Source organism: Mucilaginibacter straminoryzae, from assembly GCF_022953055.1.
In the GTDB taxonomy this organism is placed as follows: domain Bacteria; phylum Bacteroidota; class Bacteroidia; order Sphingobacteriales; family Sphingobacteriaceae; genus Mucilaginibacter; species Mucilaginibacter straminoryzae.
The window spans coordinates 495,392-512,351 of record NZ_JALJEJ010000001.1 but is presented as its reverse complement, the minus strand read 5'-3'; the positions used below and the strand labels follow the sequence as shown (position 1 = coordinate 512,351).

Annotated in this window: 13 protein-coding genes; 2 read left to right on the top strand and 11 right to left on the bottom strand. The window is 45.3% G+C overall.

The window, feature by feature from the left end:
• Positions 1-8: 8 nt before the first annotated feature.
• From MUY27_RS02275 to MUY27_RS02265, 3 genes are all read right to left on the bottom strand, one after another.
• Positions 9-854, bottom strand: coding sequence for an SdiA-regulated domain-containing protein (locus MUY27_RS02275; protein WP_245128347.1), 846 nt, complete (start codon positions 852-854; stop codon positions 9-11).
• Between the two features lie 25 nt (positions 855-879).
• Positions 880-2,094: a Pycsar system effector family protein gene (locus tag MUY27_RS20650; protein ID WP_245128346.1), complete on the bottom strand. Its 1,215-nt coding sequence runs from the start codon at positions 2,092-2,094 to the stop codon at positions 880-882.
• A gap of 150 nt (positions 2,095-2,244) precedes the next feature.
• Complete coding sequence (locus MUY27_RS02265) at positions 2,245-2,619, bottom strand: hypothetical protein (RefSeq protein ID WP_245128345.1); 375 nt, start codon at positions 2,617-2,619, stop codon at positions 2,245-2,247.
• A gap of 129 nt (positions 2,620-2,748) precedes the next feature.
• Here MUY27_RS02265 and MUY27_RS02260 point away from each other — a divergent pair, with 129 nt between their 5' ends.
• A complete protein-coding gene (locus MUY27_RS02260) occupies positions 2,749-3,483 on the top strand; it encodes an NIPSNAP family protein (protein WP_245128344.1) in 735 nt (244 codons plus the stop codon).
• A gap of 174 nt (positions 3,484-3,657) precedes the next feature.
• Here MUY27_RS02260 and MUY27_RS02255 read toward each other — a convergent pair whose 3' ends face one another.
• The 5 genes from MUY27_RS02255 to MUY27_RS02235 form a co-directional block, all read right to left on the bottom strand.
• A complete protein-coding gene (locus MUY27_RS02255; RefSeq protein ID WP_245128343.1) occupies positions 3,658-5,310 on the bottom strand; it encodes a UxaA family hydrolase in 1,653 nt (550 codons plus the stop codon).
• Positions 5,307-6,824, bottom strand: a complete 1,518-nt coding sequence (locus MUY27_RS02250; protein ID WP_245128342.1) for a tagaturonate reductase — start codon at positions 6,822-6,824, stop codon at positions 5,307-5,309. Before MUY27_RS02250 ends, MUY27_RS02255 begins: the two co-directional genes overlap by 4 nt.
• A gap of 41 nt (positions 6,825-6,865) precedes the next feature.
• Positions 6,866-8,773 (bottom strand): glycoside hydrolase family 88 protein, encoded by a 1,908-nt coding sequence (locus tag MUY27_RS02245; RefSeq protein ID WP_245128341.1) that lies wholly within the window; start codon positions 8,771-8,773, stop codon positions 6,866-6,868.
• Positions 8,774-8,784: 11 nt separating this feature from the next.
• On the bottom strand, positions 8,785-10,482 hold the full coding sequence (locus tag MUY27_RS02240) for a glycoside hydrolase family 28 protein (protein ID WP_245128340.1): 1,698 nt from the start codon (positions 10,480-10,482) through the stop codon (positions 8,785-8,787).
• A 211-nt stretch (positions 10,483-10,693) separates the two neighbouring features.
• Positions 10,694-11,692: a pectinesterase family protein gene (locus tag MUY27_RS02235; RefSeq protein ID WP_245128339.1), complete on the bottom strand. Its 999-nt coding sequence runs from the start codon at positions 11,690-11,692 to the stop codon at positions 10,694-10,696.
• A gap of 248 nt (positions 11,693-11,940) precedes the next feature.
• Between MUY27_RS02235 and MUY27_RS02230 the strand changes: the two genes are divergently transcribed.
• Positions 11,941-12,963, top strand: a complete 1,023-nt coding sequence (locus tag MUY27_RS02230) for a LacI family DNA-binding transcriptional regulator (RefSeq protein ID WP_245128338.1) — start codon at positions 11,941-11,943, stop codon at positions 12,961-12,963.
• Positions 12,964-12,999: 36 nt separating this feature from the next.
• Here the strand turns inward: MUY27_RS02230 and uxaC are convergent, their stop codons facing one another.
• The 3 genes from uxaC to MUY27_RS02215 all read right to left on the bottom strand — a co-directional run bounded on the left by uxaC (position 13,000) and on the right by MUY27_RS02215 (position 16,653).
• Positions 13,000-14,400, bottom strand: a complete 1,401-nt coding sequence (uxaC, locus tag MUY27_RS02225; protein ID WP_245128337.1) for a glucuronate isomerase — start codon at positions 14,398-14,400, stop codon at positions 13,000-13,002.
• Between the two features lie 198 nt (positions 14,401-14,598).
• The gene (locus tag MUY27_RS02220) at positions 14,599-15,456 is read right to left on the bottom strand and encodes a universal stress protein (protein WP_245128336.1); all 858 of its coding nucleotides are present in this window, start codon (positions 15,454-15,456) and stop codon (positions 14,599-14,601) included.
• Between the two features lie 393 nt (positions 15,457-15,849).
• Positions 15,850-16,653: a phosphatase PAP2 family protein gene (locus MUY27_RS02215; protein ID WP_245128335.1), complete on the bottom strand. Its 804-nt coding sequence runs from the start codon at positions 16,651-16,653 to the stop codon at positions 15,850-15,852.
• Between the last annotated feature and the right edge of the window lie 307 nt (positions 16,654-16,960).

Sequence of the window (16,960 nt, the reverse complement as noted above, 5' to 3'; positions counted from 1 at the left end):
ACCAATAACTACTTTGCGTTGTAAGTGAATTTTAATACAGTACCCGGATCTATTTTGTCGCCTTCGTTAGAGATGTATAAATTACCGGAGCGGTCAAAAGCAATCCCTTCCGGTTGCGGAAAGTATCTGGGTTTAAGGTGATACACCTGCTTTACGTCCCAATTACTACTCAGCACAACCAGTATTTTATTAACCGACGATAACACATACCATTCTTTGGTTAAAGGGTTTTGGCTAATGCCGGAAGGGTGAAACTTTACTTTATCATCACCGGCAAGCTTGGCAATCTGTTTTACTTTAATATCGAAGTTGCCTGCCGGGGACAACCCGCCGTCCTGAGCTAATTGAAAAATAAACCCGCTATTGCTATGGCTGGTCTTGTCTATCTCGCAATGCTTACAAAGCACATAAACCTTGGCGGTCTGTTCATCGGCATACATGCCCTCAAACTCGCCCGGTGGAAGCAAATCTTTAAATTCTTTTGCGTTATCTATTTTTTTGTTGGCCGTACTGGCAATTGGGAAGGTGTACAATTTCCCCTTGCTTTGCAACATAATTACCTGCTGCCTGCAAATTGCAATGTCTTCAAAATCGCCGGTTTGTTTAAACGTGCTGAACTTTGCATCTCTCGACCCCAACTTCAGCTGGTAAACCCGGCCATTCTCGTCCTCCTCTGTATAAAGCATATCCGGGTTGCCCTGGTTAAAAGCAATACCAGAAATTTCGCCCAGGTCTACCGGCATGTTATATTTTACAGGTTTGGTGAGATCATAACCTGGTGGGCTGTTATACTTTTCTTGCTGTTTGCAGGCCATAAAGCCGATAACAACAGCTAACAGGCTTACTTTTATCATTGTGTTTTGATTAAGCATAGGTAATTTAAGCATATATGATTGCCGAAAGAATAAAGGCCAGTACCGAACCTACCAACCCAAACATAAACACATTATAACATGTTCGGAGCAGGTGATATTTTTTACCCAGCACCACACCCTGGTAATAAAGATCGCGGATGAGGCTGCCGTATAAAAAATCACGGTCGTTCATCATGGATACCATTCCCCTGCTGTAATCGTCGAGGCTCATCTTATAAAAATTGCCAAAGAAGAGCAGGTTAACCCTTCGGTAATCTACATCCTCGCGCGTAAAAACGCCCGGCGGCAAATTGGGCCGCGTAGCTAATATGGCAAAGATCATGGTAATTACACTCACAATCAGCAGGCAAATTGCGGGAATACCTTCCTGCGGATGCGCATCCAACCGGCGCAGCACCAGGCTTAAGAGCAACGAAATCAGGATGGCGTTTACCGAAATCATGATATTGGCTTTACTATCAGCCATATCGCTCAACCGCTGGTGATTGGAAGCCGTCACCCTGAACATGGTCTCAACGCCCTTGGTCGGCTTTTCAGTACATATTTTCTTCCAGGTCTTGTCATCAACCCCTCCCGGTTGCGGCAGCAAGTTAGGCATCGCCGGTGTGACAGTAACGGTTGCCTCTTTTTGCTTACTTCTTAACTTTTCGAGATTACGTTCCTTTGTGGTATTCAGCAACAACTGGGCATATTCGGTATGGTACTGATGGTTTTCCATTAACTGGATGGTCATCCTGCGCCAGTCGCTTTTCTTAATCCGCTTATACTTCAGCGTCTCCATTTCCTTCCGCATCAAACGGCTTTTCGGGGCGAAATCATCCTGACCTAAATGGAACAGGTCTGCATCGCAAAGAATATTTTCGAGCAAAGTTTCCGGGTGCTGGGGCATTCGCGTAGCCAGAATACAATCCTGCACCTTGCGGGTAACACCCGACGCAAGCGATAAGCCCTTTAAATAGTCCGCAGCGATTAATGCACTCCGTTCCTCGTGGTTGGTAGCATCAGCGCCCAGATAGCCGGTATCGTGGAACCAGGCGGCGGTAATTACGGTAAACCGGTCTTCTTCGTTTAACTGGTAATGGTCTGCCAGCAAGGTAACGGCTTTCACCACATCCCGGGTATGCGCGGCGTTATGATAAATGTAACGGTCGTCGTGATGCGTTTTGAAATACCGCTTTATAAATTTTTCAACTTCTTGTATTAATTGCTCGTAGTTCACGTTGAAGGGTGGCTAATTACATATATACATTTTTGGGTTACGCAATGTTTACTACCCTTTCTGTAATATTACATTGATCAGATTTTCTTAAACAAACAGGCCCGGCATTTTGCCCGGGCCCGCTTAATGTGATCTACAATACAGCAGCACTTAATCGCCTAATGTTACGTGTTCTATTTTAGAAGTTTTAGGATTAGGCGCCGATGTTTGATAGATTCCATGCGCTACGTACTGCTTACCCGGATTTGCAGGGGTAATAAGCGCACGGCTTTGCTTACTTTGTGTAGTACCGGGCTGTAAACTTGCATCGGCTACTACAGGTACTAATTTCCGCGGTTGATTATAGAATGTTACGCGTTGTTTACTTTGTGAAGTACCGGGTTGTGCGCCCAGGTTATGATCATCGGTAACAATGGGACCATGTTGAACCAGGTCTCTACCCTTTTCCAGCTTGTTTTGAGCTAGAAGACAGGAGCTAATGCCAAACAGTATTAACCCCATCAGCATTACTCGTACACGTTTCATACTTTTCTGATAAATGGTTATTAATAAAACGCCGAAAGTAACAGAAGGTTGTGCTAAAACAAAGTACACTTTGTCGTCTTATTGTAAGTATAAACGATAAATTAGCGATTCAAATTATAACCACCTCCAATGAGAAAGACTATACTAATCTTCATCTGCCTTTTTACGGCAGCATCGGCTGCTATTAGCCAGGACCTTAAAAAATCATACGGCGATTACTATGTCATCAGCATTTACCATACTAAAAATGCCGGGCAGTTAGATTCGCTGAACCAATACCTGCAAAGTACATATTTGCCGTTATTACATCAGCGCGGGCTTAGCACCGTGGGCGTTTTTACACCGATGACCAACGATACCAGTGCGGATAAGAAGATAGTGATATGGGTACCGCTGAAATCGCTTCAGCAGTTGCACCAGCTAAGCCCTAACGCCGCTGCACCAAAATACTACAGGTTAGAAAACATCGTACTTGCTGCTTTTGAGAAGGCCCCTAAGTTTAAAATACCGCAACTGAACGGCGACCCGCAACAACACATTTTTGAGCTACGCAGCTACGAAAGCCCTACCGAAGAGCGTTATATTTCTAAAGTAAAAATGTTTAACGCAGGCGGCGAGGTACCTTTATTTGCACGCTTAGGTTTTAACGCCGTTTTTTACGCGCATGTTTTGGCTGGCAGCCGCATGCCAAACCTGATGTACATGACCAGTTTTGATAACCAGGCCAGCCATGACGAACATTGGAAAGCTTTTAGTGATGATGCCTACTGGAAGAAACTTTCGGCAATGGAGGAATACCAGAAAAATGTGAATAAGGCTGATATTATCCTGATGCACCCGACGGCATATTCGGATGTGAAGTAGCTTTTTTAGAAACAAGAGTCAAGAAACAAGAATCAAGAGGCCTCTCCCCAAGCCCCTCTCCAAAGAGAGGGGCTTTAGAAATCCTTCCGCCAGCTGGCGGAGAGGATTAGGTGGGGCTTAACAAAAAACGGGCTTGCGTTATGCAAGCCCGTTTTTTTGAAATGTTATCTATCCTTATAGAGAAACACCGCGTTTCCATGGAATGAAATCATCCTGACCGTGGCGCACTGCACTTACCTGTACTTCGCCGCTGGCTACCTTGATCACGTAATCTAAAATACGTTCACCGGCCTGTTCAATGGTTTCTTCACCCTCGATAATAGTACCAGTATTGATATCGATGATGTCATTCATCTTCTTATAAAGCGTGGTATTGGTTGCAATCTTTACGACTGGTGCAATCGGGTTACCTGTCGGGGTGCCTAAGCCGGTGGTAAATAATACCACGTTAGCGCCAGATGCAACCTCGGCCGTGGTAGATTCCACATCATTACCCGGAGTACACAACAGGTTCAAACCTGGCTTGGTTACCTTTTCAGGATAATCCAATACATCTACAACCGGCGAAGTTCCGCCTTTTTTAGCTGCACCGGCCGATTTTATCGCATCGGTGATCAGACCATCTTTAATGTTACCCGGTGATGGGTTCATATAGAATCCTGATCCTGCTTCTTCCGCACGCGCATTGTATGTACGCATCAGGTGACTGAAGCGTTCTGCACGTTCTTTATCTACGCAACGGTCTATCATGTTTTGTTCCACCCCGCAAAGTTCAGGGAATTCGGCTAAGATCACCGAACCGCCAAGGCTTACCAGCAGGTCTGATGTATAACCGATAGCCGGGTTAGCAGAAATACCAGAAAAACCATCTGAACCACCACACTCCAAACCGATCACCAGTTTACTTAATGGCGCCGGTTGACGAACAATTTCATTTGCCTGCATTAAGCCTGCTAAAGTTTGGCGCAATGCTTTATCCAAAAGCTCCTGTTCGGTGCCTGTTTTCTGTTGATCTAAAATATAGAGCGGCTTGCTAAAGTTTGGTGAACGTTTAGCTATCTCCTCTTCCAAAATGCGTACCTCGGCATTCTGGCAACCCAAACTTAATACGGTCGCACCAGCCACGTTAGGATGGGTAATGTACCCTGCCAGCAAACCGCATAAGGCGATCGCATCCTGACGGATACCGCCGCAGCCGCCTGCATGGGTCAGGAATTTAATACCATCTACATTCGGGAATACTTTTGCACCAATGGCATTTTCTGTATCACTTTCAGTTTCCGTATATAATACTTCTTCAACGCTGCCGCCCGCTTTAATCCTTTCAATCAGGGTCTGGGCTTTCAGCTCATAAGTTTTCTTACGGCCATAACCCAAAGGCTTGATCAGCGCTTCCTGCAATACATCCACATTACGGTTTTCGCAGAACACCATCGGAATTACCAGCCAGTAGTTGCCGGTACCAACACTACCATCCGTCCGGTGGTAACCCATAAACGTACGGCCTTCAAACTTAGTGGTGTCGGGTTTGCTCCAGGTGTAAGCATGCCTTTCGCTCATGAAATCATTAGAAGCATGTTTAATGTTAGCCGTGGTAATTAAGCCGCCTTTAATAATATCCTGCTGAGCCACACCTACCAGCACCCCGTACATAATGATATGCGAACCTACGGGCATCGCGTCAATAGTAAACTTATGCTTCGCCGGGATAAACTCGGCCGGGGTATAGGTTTGTCCTTCGTAAACAACTTCCTCTCCGGCTTTCAGATCGGTAAGCGCTACCAGCACGTTATCTTCAGGATGTATTTTTAAAATCCACTGTCTCATCGGGCTAAACTTTTAACATGTATATTTTCTAAAACTCTTAATGTACCGCTATAAATAATAGTTTCCAATCTTTTAATCACTGCATCCTTAAATCCCGGCAGTTGTGTCAGATCCGTATCCCATAAAGTGGTATTCCTGAAAATGGTTTCCACTACGGTCTTCGCATCATTACTTTGCCATGCTTGTGCAAATATATCAGCATTAGCATCAGTAACGATATAAGTTACCCCATTGTTATTTCCGGCAAATTTACCTTCTGCATTTTTAGCAATCTTCATAAAACGGATGAATGCTGCAAAACCGAAAGCAAAGTAATCGGGCACGGCCTGACTATGCTGATAATGATTCAACAGCAAAGGTATCACTCGCATCTTCAATTTAGATGAATATTGTGCAGAAATACTGATCCACTGGTGCTCGATATTCGGGTTACGGAAACGGTCCAGCACTTTATTGGTAAAATCGGCAGCGGTATCCATATCCACCTCGTACGGAATAGCAGGCGCAATCTCATTCAGCATCAGCTGTTTGATAAACTGCAAGAAAGATTCATTCTCCATCGCTTTGTACACCGTCTCGAAACCGGATAAAAAGGCAATAGCGCAGGTAAGGGTATGCGTACCGTTCAACAAGCGCAGCTTCAGCTCGCGGAACATCTCGATATTCGGCGTGATGATCACCCCAGGGTGACTTTCGGCAAAGCTCAGTACAGATTTGATATGATCATTACCCTCGATAGCCCAAAGCGCATACGCTTCTGATACGGTACGAAGATCATCCTGATAACCTGACGTTTCTTCCAGCGCAGCCAATTGCTCTGCCTGCGGCTTACCCGGCACAATACGGTCCACCAGCGAATTGCAGAAATGGTTGCTGCTTTCGAGCCAGTCCATAAATGCAGGCTCCAGTTTATTCAGGTGCGCCAGTTCCAGCACGATTGCTTCCAGCTTTTTACCATTATCAACAATCAGTTCGGTAGGTACGATTACCAAACCGCATTTATCGCTTCCCTGAAACGCCTTGTAACGCTCGTATAAGATAGCCAGCAACTTGCCGGGAAAAGAAACCGGGGGATGCTTGCGGATATCGTCCTGAACCAGTTGGATACCTACTTCTGTAGTATTGGATATGACCACCTGCAGGTTGGGGTTATGGGCAATCTTTAAAATACCGGCCCAATCCTGCCCTGCGGATAACACCCGGCTAATGGCAGAACAAATAATCTGCTCATTTACTTCCTGCCCGTTTTCAATACCTTTTATATACAGGGTATACAAGTTGTCCTGGCGATCGAAATCCGTAGCAGAACCGGTATCGGTCGACTTTACCACCGCTACACGCCCGTTAAACTTGCCTTCGCGGTTTGCTTTATCAATAAAATAATCCGGCAGGCCGCGCAGCAATACGCCGGTACCAAATTGTAATACCTTTTCAGGAAGGTCAAAAATATTGTCAGCGGGTACAATCAGTCCTGGTTGATTAATTTTCTTTAAGTTGTATCTTGATAAGATCATATATATAATTGTTGAGGGGTATTTATGCGGGCCTGACCATCTTACTTTTTGTTCCCGGCAGGCAGTTGTTTTACTACCCATTTTACCAGGTCATTCGCCGCGGTAAAGTTTTCAAAAGATGGTGGCAGTTTACGCCCGTCCAGGTATTCGTTATAAAACCACGGATCGCCCACGGCGAAGACCGTTCCTTTACCATATTTAGCTACCGCGATAATCACGTCGCCTTTATCCTCCAAAGCCGGTTTGGCCGGGGCAGTCAGGTTAAGAGTGCTGATCTCTTTAACATAGATCTTACGCGCCTCTTTGAAAATTTGATTATTCGCCGGGATCATGATGGCGCCCTGTTCAAACTGCGAACCCTCTACGTGGTTTCGGCTGTTCAGGTTAAACTGCATACCGAATTTAGCCATCAGCTTGTTCAGGTGGTTAAACTCTGCATTGCCGGTATCGTTGTTGAATACCAATAGTACCCCGCCGTCTTTCACCCATTCGCTGATTGCTTTTACATGCGGCGCTTCGATATAATTGGGATTAGGATTTTCTTTCGGGATATCCGGGTCGACGATAATAAATACATCGGCCTTTTTCAGGTTTGCAGCATCGGGGGCCTGCTCAAGGGTGGCCTTTTTAAAACCGTAGTTATCAAAAATATGCCCGAATAAAGAGAAGCCGTTATTTGAAAGTTCGTCCCACTTGTAATGGAAAGGAATTATCTTTCCGGTTACATCTTTACGGGTCTCGCTGTTAAAATAGCTATCGAGTAAAACGGTTTTGCCTTTGGCTTCGCCGATATGGGCTAAACGTTCTACCTCTACACTGGCCAGCAGGAATGCGCCCACACCTTTAGGGTCGTTCTGTACCACTTTCTCGCTCAGGTAATATTCGTAGCTGCCGTCGCGGTAAGGCTTTCCACCCAAACCGGCTACGCTTACGGTACCGTTCAGGTTAACCATATCGTTTGAACCGGTTTCGATAAACTTGCCCATGATACCCTGATAACCTTTTTTTGCCACCTCGAGGTAAGATGATGGCAGGTAACCGCAACGCGCACCTTTGGCCAAGGCATAAACAAACATACAAGAGGCAGATGCTTCCTGATAGTTTCCTTTTGAAGTTGCTTTATCCAGCACCTGGTACCACAATCCGTTTTTAGGATCCTGGTATTTCTGTATCGCTATTGCCAAACGGTTAAGGATAGCCAGCAATTGCGCGCGTTTAGGGTGATGTGCTGGAAAGTTGTCCAGCACATCTACCAGCGCCATAGCGTACCAGCCCATTGCCCTGCCCCAGAAATTTTTTGATAATCCTGTATTAGGATCTGCCCAACGCTCTGTTTTAGTTTGATCCCAGGCGTGATATAGCAAGCCTGTTTTTGGGTCGCGGGCGTGCTGCTCCATCAGGATAAACTGGTTGGCAATATCATCAAAAGCGGCATCCTCATGAAATGTCGCTGCATATTCTGCATAGAACGGCTCGGCCATATAAAGGCCATCGAGCCACATCTGGTTGGTGTATTTTTTCTTATGCCAGAAGCCTCCCTCGGGTACGCGGGGCTGCGTTTTCAACTGCTCGCGAAGTAAGGCTGCTGCTTTGCGGTATTTATCTGCACCTAATACTTTGTACAACATTAGTAGCGAACGGCCGCAAAGTACGTTGTCCAGGTTATAATCTTCTGCTTTATAGGTTTGGATAGTACCATCCGCAGTAACAAAACGGTCCATACTGCGCTGGATATATTTAAAATACTGCGCATCGGCGGTTTGCATCCATACGCCTTCAATCCCTTTTAATACCACACCCTGGTCATACATCCAGCGCCCACCGCCCATACTGTCTTTCCAGATGGTCATGGTGGTGGCAGCCATCTGTTGCGACAGGGGCTTTTGCTGTGCGTGCAGCTGCGTAAAACAACAGCAAACAACCAGACAGCTATAAATAAATTTCCTCATATATCTCTCTTCTAATTGGTGATCAATGATTGCTGTGAAGCGCCCTGTACAAAGTTCGCCTTGTTTTTAGCATTGGTGAAACTGGTATTGCTTACCTTGATGTCTGACGTTTTGCTGCCGCCGATGTTAAACAGCAACTCGCTTCCGGCATTGTATTTCAGCCCGTCGAAAGTGATCGATTTGCTGTTATCAATACTGATTACCGGGTTGGTATTGTCTGTAATCAGCTTTACATTCTTCAGGTTGATATTAGTTGCTTCGGTACAATCCATCCCAGTTTTAGCCTGGATCACCATATTATTCAGCCAGATATCAGCAATGTTCATTTCCGGTAGCCCACGTACAAAAATGGCCCTGGCTGCGCCGTTACAAACCACGTTGCTTACGTGAAAGTCCTTGAACTGCGGCGTTGCTTCGGTTACTTTATAAGTCTCAACTTTAGGTGCATCGCGCTGCTCGCCTTTCAGTGGCACCGGGTCTTTACCTTCGTAATACATATCGAACAGGATGGCATCGCCGACGATATCCTTCATATTGATATCGCTGATATAGATTTGATCTACCACCCCGCCGCGACCGCGGGTTGTTTTAAAACGCAGGCCGATATCTGTACCGATGAAGGTGCAGTTAGAGACATACATATTATGCACCCCGCCGGACATTTCACTGCCGATCACAAAACCGCCATGCGCATGGTAAACCACGCAGTTACGGATGATGACGTTCTCGGTTGGCTTTCCCCTTTTACGGCCTTCCTCATCCCTGCCGGATTTAATGCAGATACCATCATCGCCCACATCAAAAGTACTGTTCTCTATCAACGCATTCTTGCATGATTCCAGATCGATACCGTCGCCGTTCTGCGCATACCATGGGTTCTTAGCGTAAACATTTCTAACGGTAATATCTTCGCACATCAGCGGGTGCAGGTTCCATGCAGGTGAGTTTTGGAAGGTAACGCCCTCCAGCAGTACCTTTTTACAGCTTTCTAATACTACCAGGTTAGGCCGCAGGAAATTCTTAATCTCCTCGAAATCCTTTACCGTTTTGCCGTTCAACAATACACCGGCTTTTTTCACCTGCGAGCCTTTGTAATACCCTTCTGAAGGGTACCACATCTTTTTATCCTCACTTAACACACCGCCAGATTCTACCAACGTTTTCCATTGGCTATCAGTTAGCTTATCGCGTTTTACTGCGCGCCACGCATCGCCATTACCATCTACGATACCTTCGCCGGTGATGGCGATATTTTGTAGGTTTTTACCAGAAATAGGTGATTGGTTACGTGCGGCAGGCACGCCTTCCCAGTTACCGGCTACCAGTTTGTACTGGCTGTAATCTTTAGTAAACAGCAACATCGCATCGCGGTTGATGTGCAGGTTTACGTTGCTCTGCATCACAATGGGACCTGTAAGCCAGATACCTGTCGGCACCACAACTACGCCCCCGCCCTTTTTACTGCATGCTGCTATAGCCGAATTGATGGCCTGCGTATTGAGTGTTACGCCGTCAGGTACGGCGCCGTAACGCTTAATGTTGATGGTATCTTTTTTAAATACAGGCAGCTGAACTTTGGGCAGCACTTTTCCTGAAAACGGATTTGCGCTTCCGCTATTTTTCTGGGCCGACGCGTTGATAGCAAGCAACGGCAATAGCATTGCAGCCAGTATGGTAAACCGGTGTGTTTTATTAAACATCCTTATCATTTCTCCCTCTTAGAATCTTAAAAAATTGGTTAGAATAGCCCTTTAGAGACTTTGCATCAAACAATTGTAATTAGTTTTTTCAGCTTTAGATATTATTCTTGCATAAATATTTATGCAAACGTTTCCGGGAACGATTGCAGCGGTACAGCAATAGTAAAGGTGATATTACTAATAGTTTAAACGTTTAAGCAAAAAATAATTCAATAGTTTGTTAGGGATGGTTAACTTGTGCGTCCCAGTGGTCCTGCCCTGAAAGGATATTCCCAATGGTGTATTTCCGCGCCTCGGCAGTTGTCAGTTGTTTTGACCAGGGCTGGCGCTGCGCGGTACTCGCGCCGGGGCCTTCACTCTTATACTCGGCGTAGTAAGCCGTGCGATCTTTATTCGGGAACATGGCATCACCATCCCAGGGATTCCAACCAACCGGGGTAATGTGCTTATCCAGGAAACAATTAATGTAGACCGTTTTGGCGTAGGGCCGCCATGGGCGGCCAAGGAAACACTTGGTTACGCCGGTATCGGCAACAATTCTACAGTTTAGAAGCACAAAACCATAGAGCTGACTTTGCCGCGTCGCTGCGGCAGTCACAAAAGAATTAGTAAGGTTTTTGATGGTGCAGTTTTGAAATACAGCAATGGCTTCGCCGAAGATAAAGTCGGTAGTACCGGTGATAAAGCAATCCTGGTACAACTGCCGCGAACCTTCTTTAGCGGCGTATAAGGTATCCTGGTTACCTAAAATATTGCAGTTCTTCACGATACAACGGTCGGCCTCTACATGTAACGCCACCGCCTGTCCCACCCTGCCCGCCGTATTTTCAATCGTCAGGTTCTCTGCGGTAAAATCATTCCCTTCCACCAATACTGTATAAGAGGTATAAGTAGTGAATTTTTCCTTCCCGAATTGGTCCCTCCCACCGGGATTGGCTTTTCCTGAATAATCGTTGTTGGTGATTACCGTGTTTTGCTTATCCTCACCTACTAATGAGATATGGGTTTTCCAGGAAGGGATCACCAGCTTTTCGTGATAGACACCCTTTCTGATGCGGATAGTTACCTGCTGCTGCCCAAGATCGCGCACGCTGTTCACAGCTTCCTGTATGGTGCTGTAATCGCCGCTGCCATCCTGCGCTACCGTTAACACCGGTTTGTATTGGCCAAAAGCAGACAGGCTAAAGAGCAGTAATAAAACAGAAAAGATCTTCTTCATAATTGATAGATGGACGACGCCTTCTTATCGGGGCCTTTCCATAAAACGTTCGATAATTGGTTAAGATTCGTACTTTAAAAATCAGCCCGATCTTAAAAACAAGATTAAACAGTAGCGGCGATTAAAAAAAGGATAATCAGGGTAAAAAGTGTGCAAACGTTTCCGGGAACGATTGCAACCCAGACAATTTTTTTCGCGCTAAAAACGTCATTTAATTATTGCTAAATAACAATTACATTAGCAACGATATGTTCCAGTCATACACGATAAAAGATATAGCCAAGGCCCTGGGCCTGTCCACTTCCACTGTATCACGGGCCTTAAACGGCAGTTACGAAATTGGTGCAGAAACCAAGAAACTGGTACTTGAGTATGCCGAAAAGATCAATTATCGCCCTAACCCTATCGCACTTAGTTTAAAAGATCAGCGGAGTCACTCTATCGGCGTGGTGGTGCCCGAAGTAGCGAATAACTTCTTCTCGCAGGCCATAAACGGAATAGAATCTATTGCTTATAACCGCGGGTATCACGTAATTATCACCCAGACGCATGAGTCTGCTGCCCGTGAAGCCGCCAACGTACAACACTTATTATCGCGCCATGTAGACGGCTTGCTGGTATCGCTATCGTCTGAAACAACCGACCTTGACCAATACAAATACCTGCACGATAAAGGTTTCCCGATTGTTTTTTTCGACCGTATTGCTAATTCAATAGATACGCACAAAGTAACCGCGGACAACTATAAGGGCGCTTTTGAAGCTACAGAACATTTAATAAAAACCGGTTTTGAAAAGATAGGGCACCTCACCAGTGCCAGCCAGCTCTCCATCACCCGCGAACGTTTAGAAGGGTACAAAGCCGCCCTTGAAAAACATGGTATTCCCTTCCAGGCAGAACTGGTTAAGCATTGCAACCATGGCGGTACCGTTCAGCAAGAAGTGGAAACAGCAGTAACGCAGCTGATGCAGGAAAAACCGGATGCTATCTTTGTCGCCAGCGACCGGCTGACCACCACTTGTATCCCGATGATTAAAAAATTAGGGTTGCGTATCCCTGATGATGTCGCGATTGCAGGCTTTACCAATTCTGACGTGGCCGAGCTTTTTGCACCTCCGCTAACCGTGGTTCGCCAGCCAGCTTTTCAGATCGGCCAGGTTGCTACCGAAATGCTGATTAATGTGATAGAAAGCAAAAGGCCTGTTACCGAGTTTACCACTGAAACGTTGGACACGATCCTGATCGACCGCGAATCGTCCCACAAGGCATAACCAGCTAACAGGCCCGTATAGGATACTTCAGCTTAATTAAAAGCTGAAGTAATTTTTAGCGTTATGATAGCAGATATCCTGCACAATTTTACCGATCCACTCGTAATCAGCAGGTAATTCTCCATTCTCAATATCTTCACCTAAGATACTGCACAACAAACGGCGGAAGTATTCGTGGCGGGGGTATGACAGGAAGCTGCGCGAATCCGTCAGCATACCTACCATCCGGCTCAGCAAGCCCATGTTAGATAAGGCGTTGATCTGGCGTGTCATACCGTCTTTCTGATCCAGGAACCACCATGCCGAACCAAACTGTATTTTTCCGGCAACGGAACCATCGTTAAAATTACCGATCATGGTTGCCATCAGCTCGTTATCAGCAGGGTTAAGGTTATAAATAATGGTTTTTGCCAGGCGGTCTTCGCTATCCAGCTTATCCAGGAATTTAGAAAGTGCGCGTGCCTGCGAAAAATCACCTATTGAATCCCAACCGGTATCTGCGCCCAGGTTACGGAACGCGCGGCTGTTATTGTTGCGCAATGCGCCGAGGTGATATTGCTGCACCCAGCCTTTTTCATGATCCCAAAGGGCAAACTCGTACAGCATCGCCGATTTAAACTTTAGTATCTCGCCAGGCAGCAGCACCTGGTTGGCCCTGATTTTTCTGAAAATCCCCTGCACTTCTTCCTGGGTATAGTCTTCGGCATAAATCTGTTCTAAACCGTGGTCAGAAACCGAACAGCCGTTTGCCGCAAAGTAATCGTGTCGTTGTTTCAGTGCCTCCAGGTAGGTATCGTAATCTTCTATCTTTAGGCCGGTAACTTCTTCTACTTTATTGATGTAGGTGTTCAGTGCAGCGATATCATCGGCATTCATCGCCTTATCCGGGCGATAAGCAGGCAATACTTTTACGCTGTAGCCATCCTGTTTAATCTTCTGGTGATGTTCCAGGTTATCTATCGGGTCGTCGGTAGTGCAAACAGCCTCCACATTCATTTTGGTAATCAGGCTGCGCACACTGTATTCCGGGGTTTGCAATTTGGAAGTACAATCGTCGTAAACCTTTTTTGCACTGGCTGGCAGCAATAGATCGTATACGTTGAAATAACGCTGCAACTCCAGGTGCGTCCAGTGGAACAACGGGTTACGTACGGTGTACGGAACGGTATTGGCCCATTGCTCAAACTTCTCATAGTCAGACTTATTACCGGTGATGTACGCTTCGTTAACACCATTAGCACGCATTGCACGCCATTTGTAATGGTCGCCATACAACCAGATCTGGGTCAGGTTTTCAAACTGGTGATCTGCCGCGATCTGGTCTGGTGGCAAATGGCAGTGATAATCAATGATCGGCATGGCTTTGGCATAATCATGATAAAGCCTTTCTGCCGACTTATTCGGCAATAAAAAATTATCGTCTAAAAAATTCTTCATATAATTTTCTGCTTGATGAAGCACTCGATACCGTTAACGGTAAGGTTTTAACTGTTTATTTGACAGGCAGTAAATATAAACGAACTGCTTTTATTAAACGGCTTGAAAGTTTGAAAATCTACGGAAACGATTGAGGAGTATAAAAACAAAGGCATAAACCACCCGGCTCTGGTAGTTTATGCCTTTAGTTACCCTTAATTAATAAGGGAAAACCATTACGGGGATGGCAATATGGGCAGGCAGGGCATTGTTAATGTACCGGCCAAGAATTTGTTCAAAATGGAAGCGGTGATTCACCATCGCCAGCATATCTGTATGCATGCCATTAACCAGCACGTCTACCGCTGTAGTAAGGTTACGCTCGCAGATGTTGTTAAACCACAATTTAGGATATTTTACCCGGTTGTTAATTTCGGTATCGAAAAAGCGATGCGCATAATTTTCTTCCATGTGCGGGATACCTTTAGCAGACAGGTGGGCCAGCATCATGTCTGCACCATAAGCCTCAGCAATCTCTGCCAGGTATTTGGTTACATGCAGCCTGCTATATCTCAGATCTGCGGTATACACAATATGTTCAAAGTCTTTCAATTCAAACTGTTCCGGCACCAGCAGTAATGGGCACATGACGCGGTTAAGCACGCTTTGAACGTTGATACGTGACCTAAAATTGTTGGCTTGCTGATTGGCAGAGGTACCTTTAACCATCATCCATATCTCGTTCTTAATTACCAGGGCCGCCAGATCGATCTCGGCATGGTCGCTCAGGTCAAGGCTTTTAATGGCCGGTTTAAATCCCTCCCGTTTGTCTTTATTAACAATTTGCTGCAGGTGCTCCTGCAAGGTGATCTGAAATGAATACGTGACAGGTTCTGCCTTTTGCTTACCCGCGACAAGTACCGGTTCCTGAGCGGTAATACGTTTACCTTCTTTTACCTTGGCTATAGTAGCCAGTAAAAGATTGGCATTCATTTTTTGGGCGATACCCAGCGCCAATTCTGCAGCGTGTTCCGCTTCAGAGGAGTGGTCATTAAAGACCAAAATTGTTTTTATCATGGTAAATAGACGATTACAATAACAGCAACGGATAGATCACTTCTAAAGTGCGATTTTGAAAAACGATAAGAAATGACAGTTATCAGTAAGCGCGATGACGGATCGCATATATGGAGACAAACAGCGGGGCGCTTTGTTTTAACAAAAAACAAAAAAATTATAAGAATGATTAATTTTTAGAATCCAAATCAGTGTATTTTCTACACTATTTTAAAAATTAAAACAATAAATTTCATTAAAATGCAATTTTATTAATCCTTAAAACAAAATAAACTTCACCTTTAAAAAGCCGCATTTGAATGGCAGTACGCTATTTTTCAACAACAAGGCCGTGGTTTGCTCAGCAAAACCACGGCCTTTAACAGCTATTGCATACTGAAAATATTTCCAATATTACAATTGCATGGCAAAGTGCATTCCCAATACTCCGCCAGAATAAGACGGTAGCAAAATGGTACTTTTCTGTTCTTTCTTTTTTTGCAGTTCTTGTGGAATGTCTTTATTCTTTTCTTTCTCACGCCCGCCCTTGGTTAAGTGGTTACGAATGATCGGATAAAGGAGGTAGGCGCCCTTGGTTGCCAGGATACCACAACCTGCCCCGGCAATTACATCGCTCAACCAGTGATCCTCGTGATAAATGCGCATCACACCGGTAGCGGTGGCGAAAGTATAACCAATTACACCATATACAGGCGATACCCCGCTCAGCTCCTGCGACATGAATTCTGCACCGGCAAACGCATTTCCGGTATGGCCGGAAGGGAATGAATAGCGGTCAGAGCCGTCTGGGCGCGTTCTATGGGTAAAACGCTTAACGGAGAACGTAGTCAGCTCGAGCATGGCCTGCGAAAGCACATAAGAAAAAGTACGGTCTATAAAGGTGTTCTTCCCGTGTACCCCAACCAGGTTAAGACCGTAGGTCAAAATTACCGGGGCGTACTGGATATAATTTTCAAAGTGGTAAGAAAGTCGCGGATTATGCTCCTTGGCTTCGCGGTAAATATAACGGTCGGCCCGGCGTAACGCCGGTGCGTAGAACGAGGTTACGCCATAACCGATCATCACCGCCGGTGGGATTAACGTCCATTTCTTTGTTTTTAAATGCGGAACGGTATCCGGCGCAGTTAAAAGGTCTTTTTTAAGCGTATCGACAATATCTTTTTTGGTAGTGTCGGCCTGTTGAGCGTTCGCGTTCAAAACGTTTAAGCTTCCTAAGCAAAGTATAATGTAGAATATCCGTTTCAAGATGTTTATCGTTGCGTTAACAAAATGTTATCTAAAGGTTCTAATAATATTGTTTTTTAAGGAATTTGTTTTAGAAAATATTCCAATTTTATTTGGGAAGAACGTAAAACATCTACTCCTTCTTATCAACATATATCAATAACTACCAGATAGGTTAAAAAGGGCCCGATTAGAAACCGATGTAATACCGTCAACCGCAATGGCTTAAAACTTGCATTATTATTAAACACAATCAAACACTATGACCTATAGCAACACT

Coding starts and splice junctions, on each gene's coding strand:
- MUY27_RS02275 (WP_245128347.1), bottom strand. CDS start 854: ATGATAAAAGTAAGCCTGTTAGCTGTTGTTATCGGCTTTATGGCCTGC.
- MUY27_RS02265 (WP_245128345.1), bottom strand. CDS start 2,619: ATGAAACGTGTACGAGTAATGCTGATGGGGTTAATACTGTTTGGCATT.
- MUY27_RS02260 (WP_245128344.1), top strand. CDS start 2,749: ATGAGAAAGACTATACTAATCTTCATCTGCCTTTTTACGGCAGCATCG.
- MUY27_RS02255 (WP_245128343.1), bottom strand. CDS start 5,310: ATGAGACAGTGGATTTTAAAAATACATCCTGAAGATAACGTGCTGGTA.
- MUY27_RS02250 (WP_245128342.1), bottom strand. CDS start 6,824: ATGATCTTATCAAGATACAACTTAAAGAAAATTAATCAACCAGGACTG.
- MUY27_RS02245 (WP_245128341.1), bottom strand. CDS start 8,773: ATGAGGAAATTTATTTATAGCTGTCTGGTTGTTTGCTGTTGTTTTACG.
- MUY27_RS02240 (WP_245128340.1), bottom strand. CDS start 10,482: ATGATAAGGATGTTTAATAAAACACACCGGTTTACCATACTGGCTGCA.
- MUY27_RS02235 (WP_245128339.1), bottom strand. CDS start 11,692: ATGAAGAAGATCTTTTCTGTTTTATTACTGCTCTTTAGCCTGTCTGCT.
- MUY27_RS02230 (WP_245128338.1), top strand. CDS start 11,941: ATGTTCCAGTCATACACGATAAAAGATATAGCCAAGGCCCTGGGCCTG.
- uxaC (WP_245128337.1), bottom strand. CDS start 14,400: ATGAAGAATTTTTTAGACGATAATTTTTTATTGCCGAATAAGTCGGCA.
- MUY27_RS02220 (WP_245128336.1), bottom strand. CDS start 15,456: ATGATAAAAACAATTTTGGTCTTTAATGACCACTCCTCTGAAGCGGAA.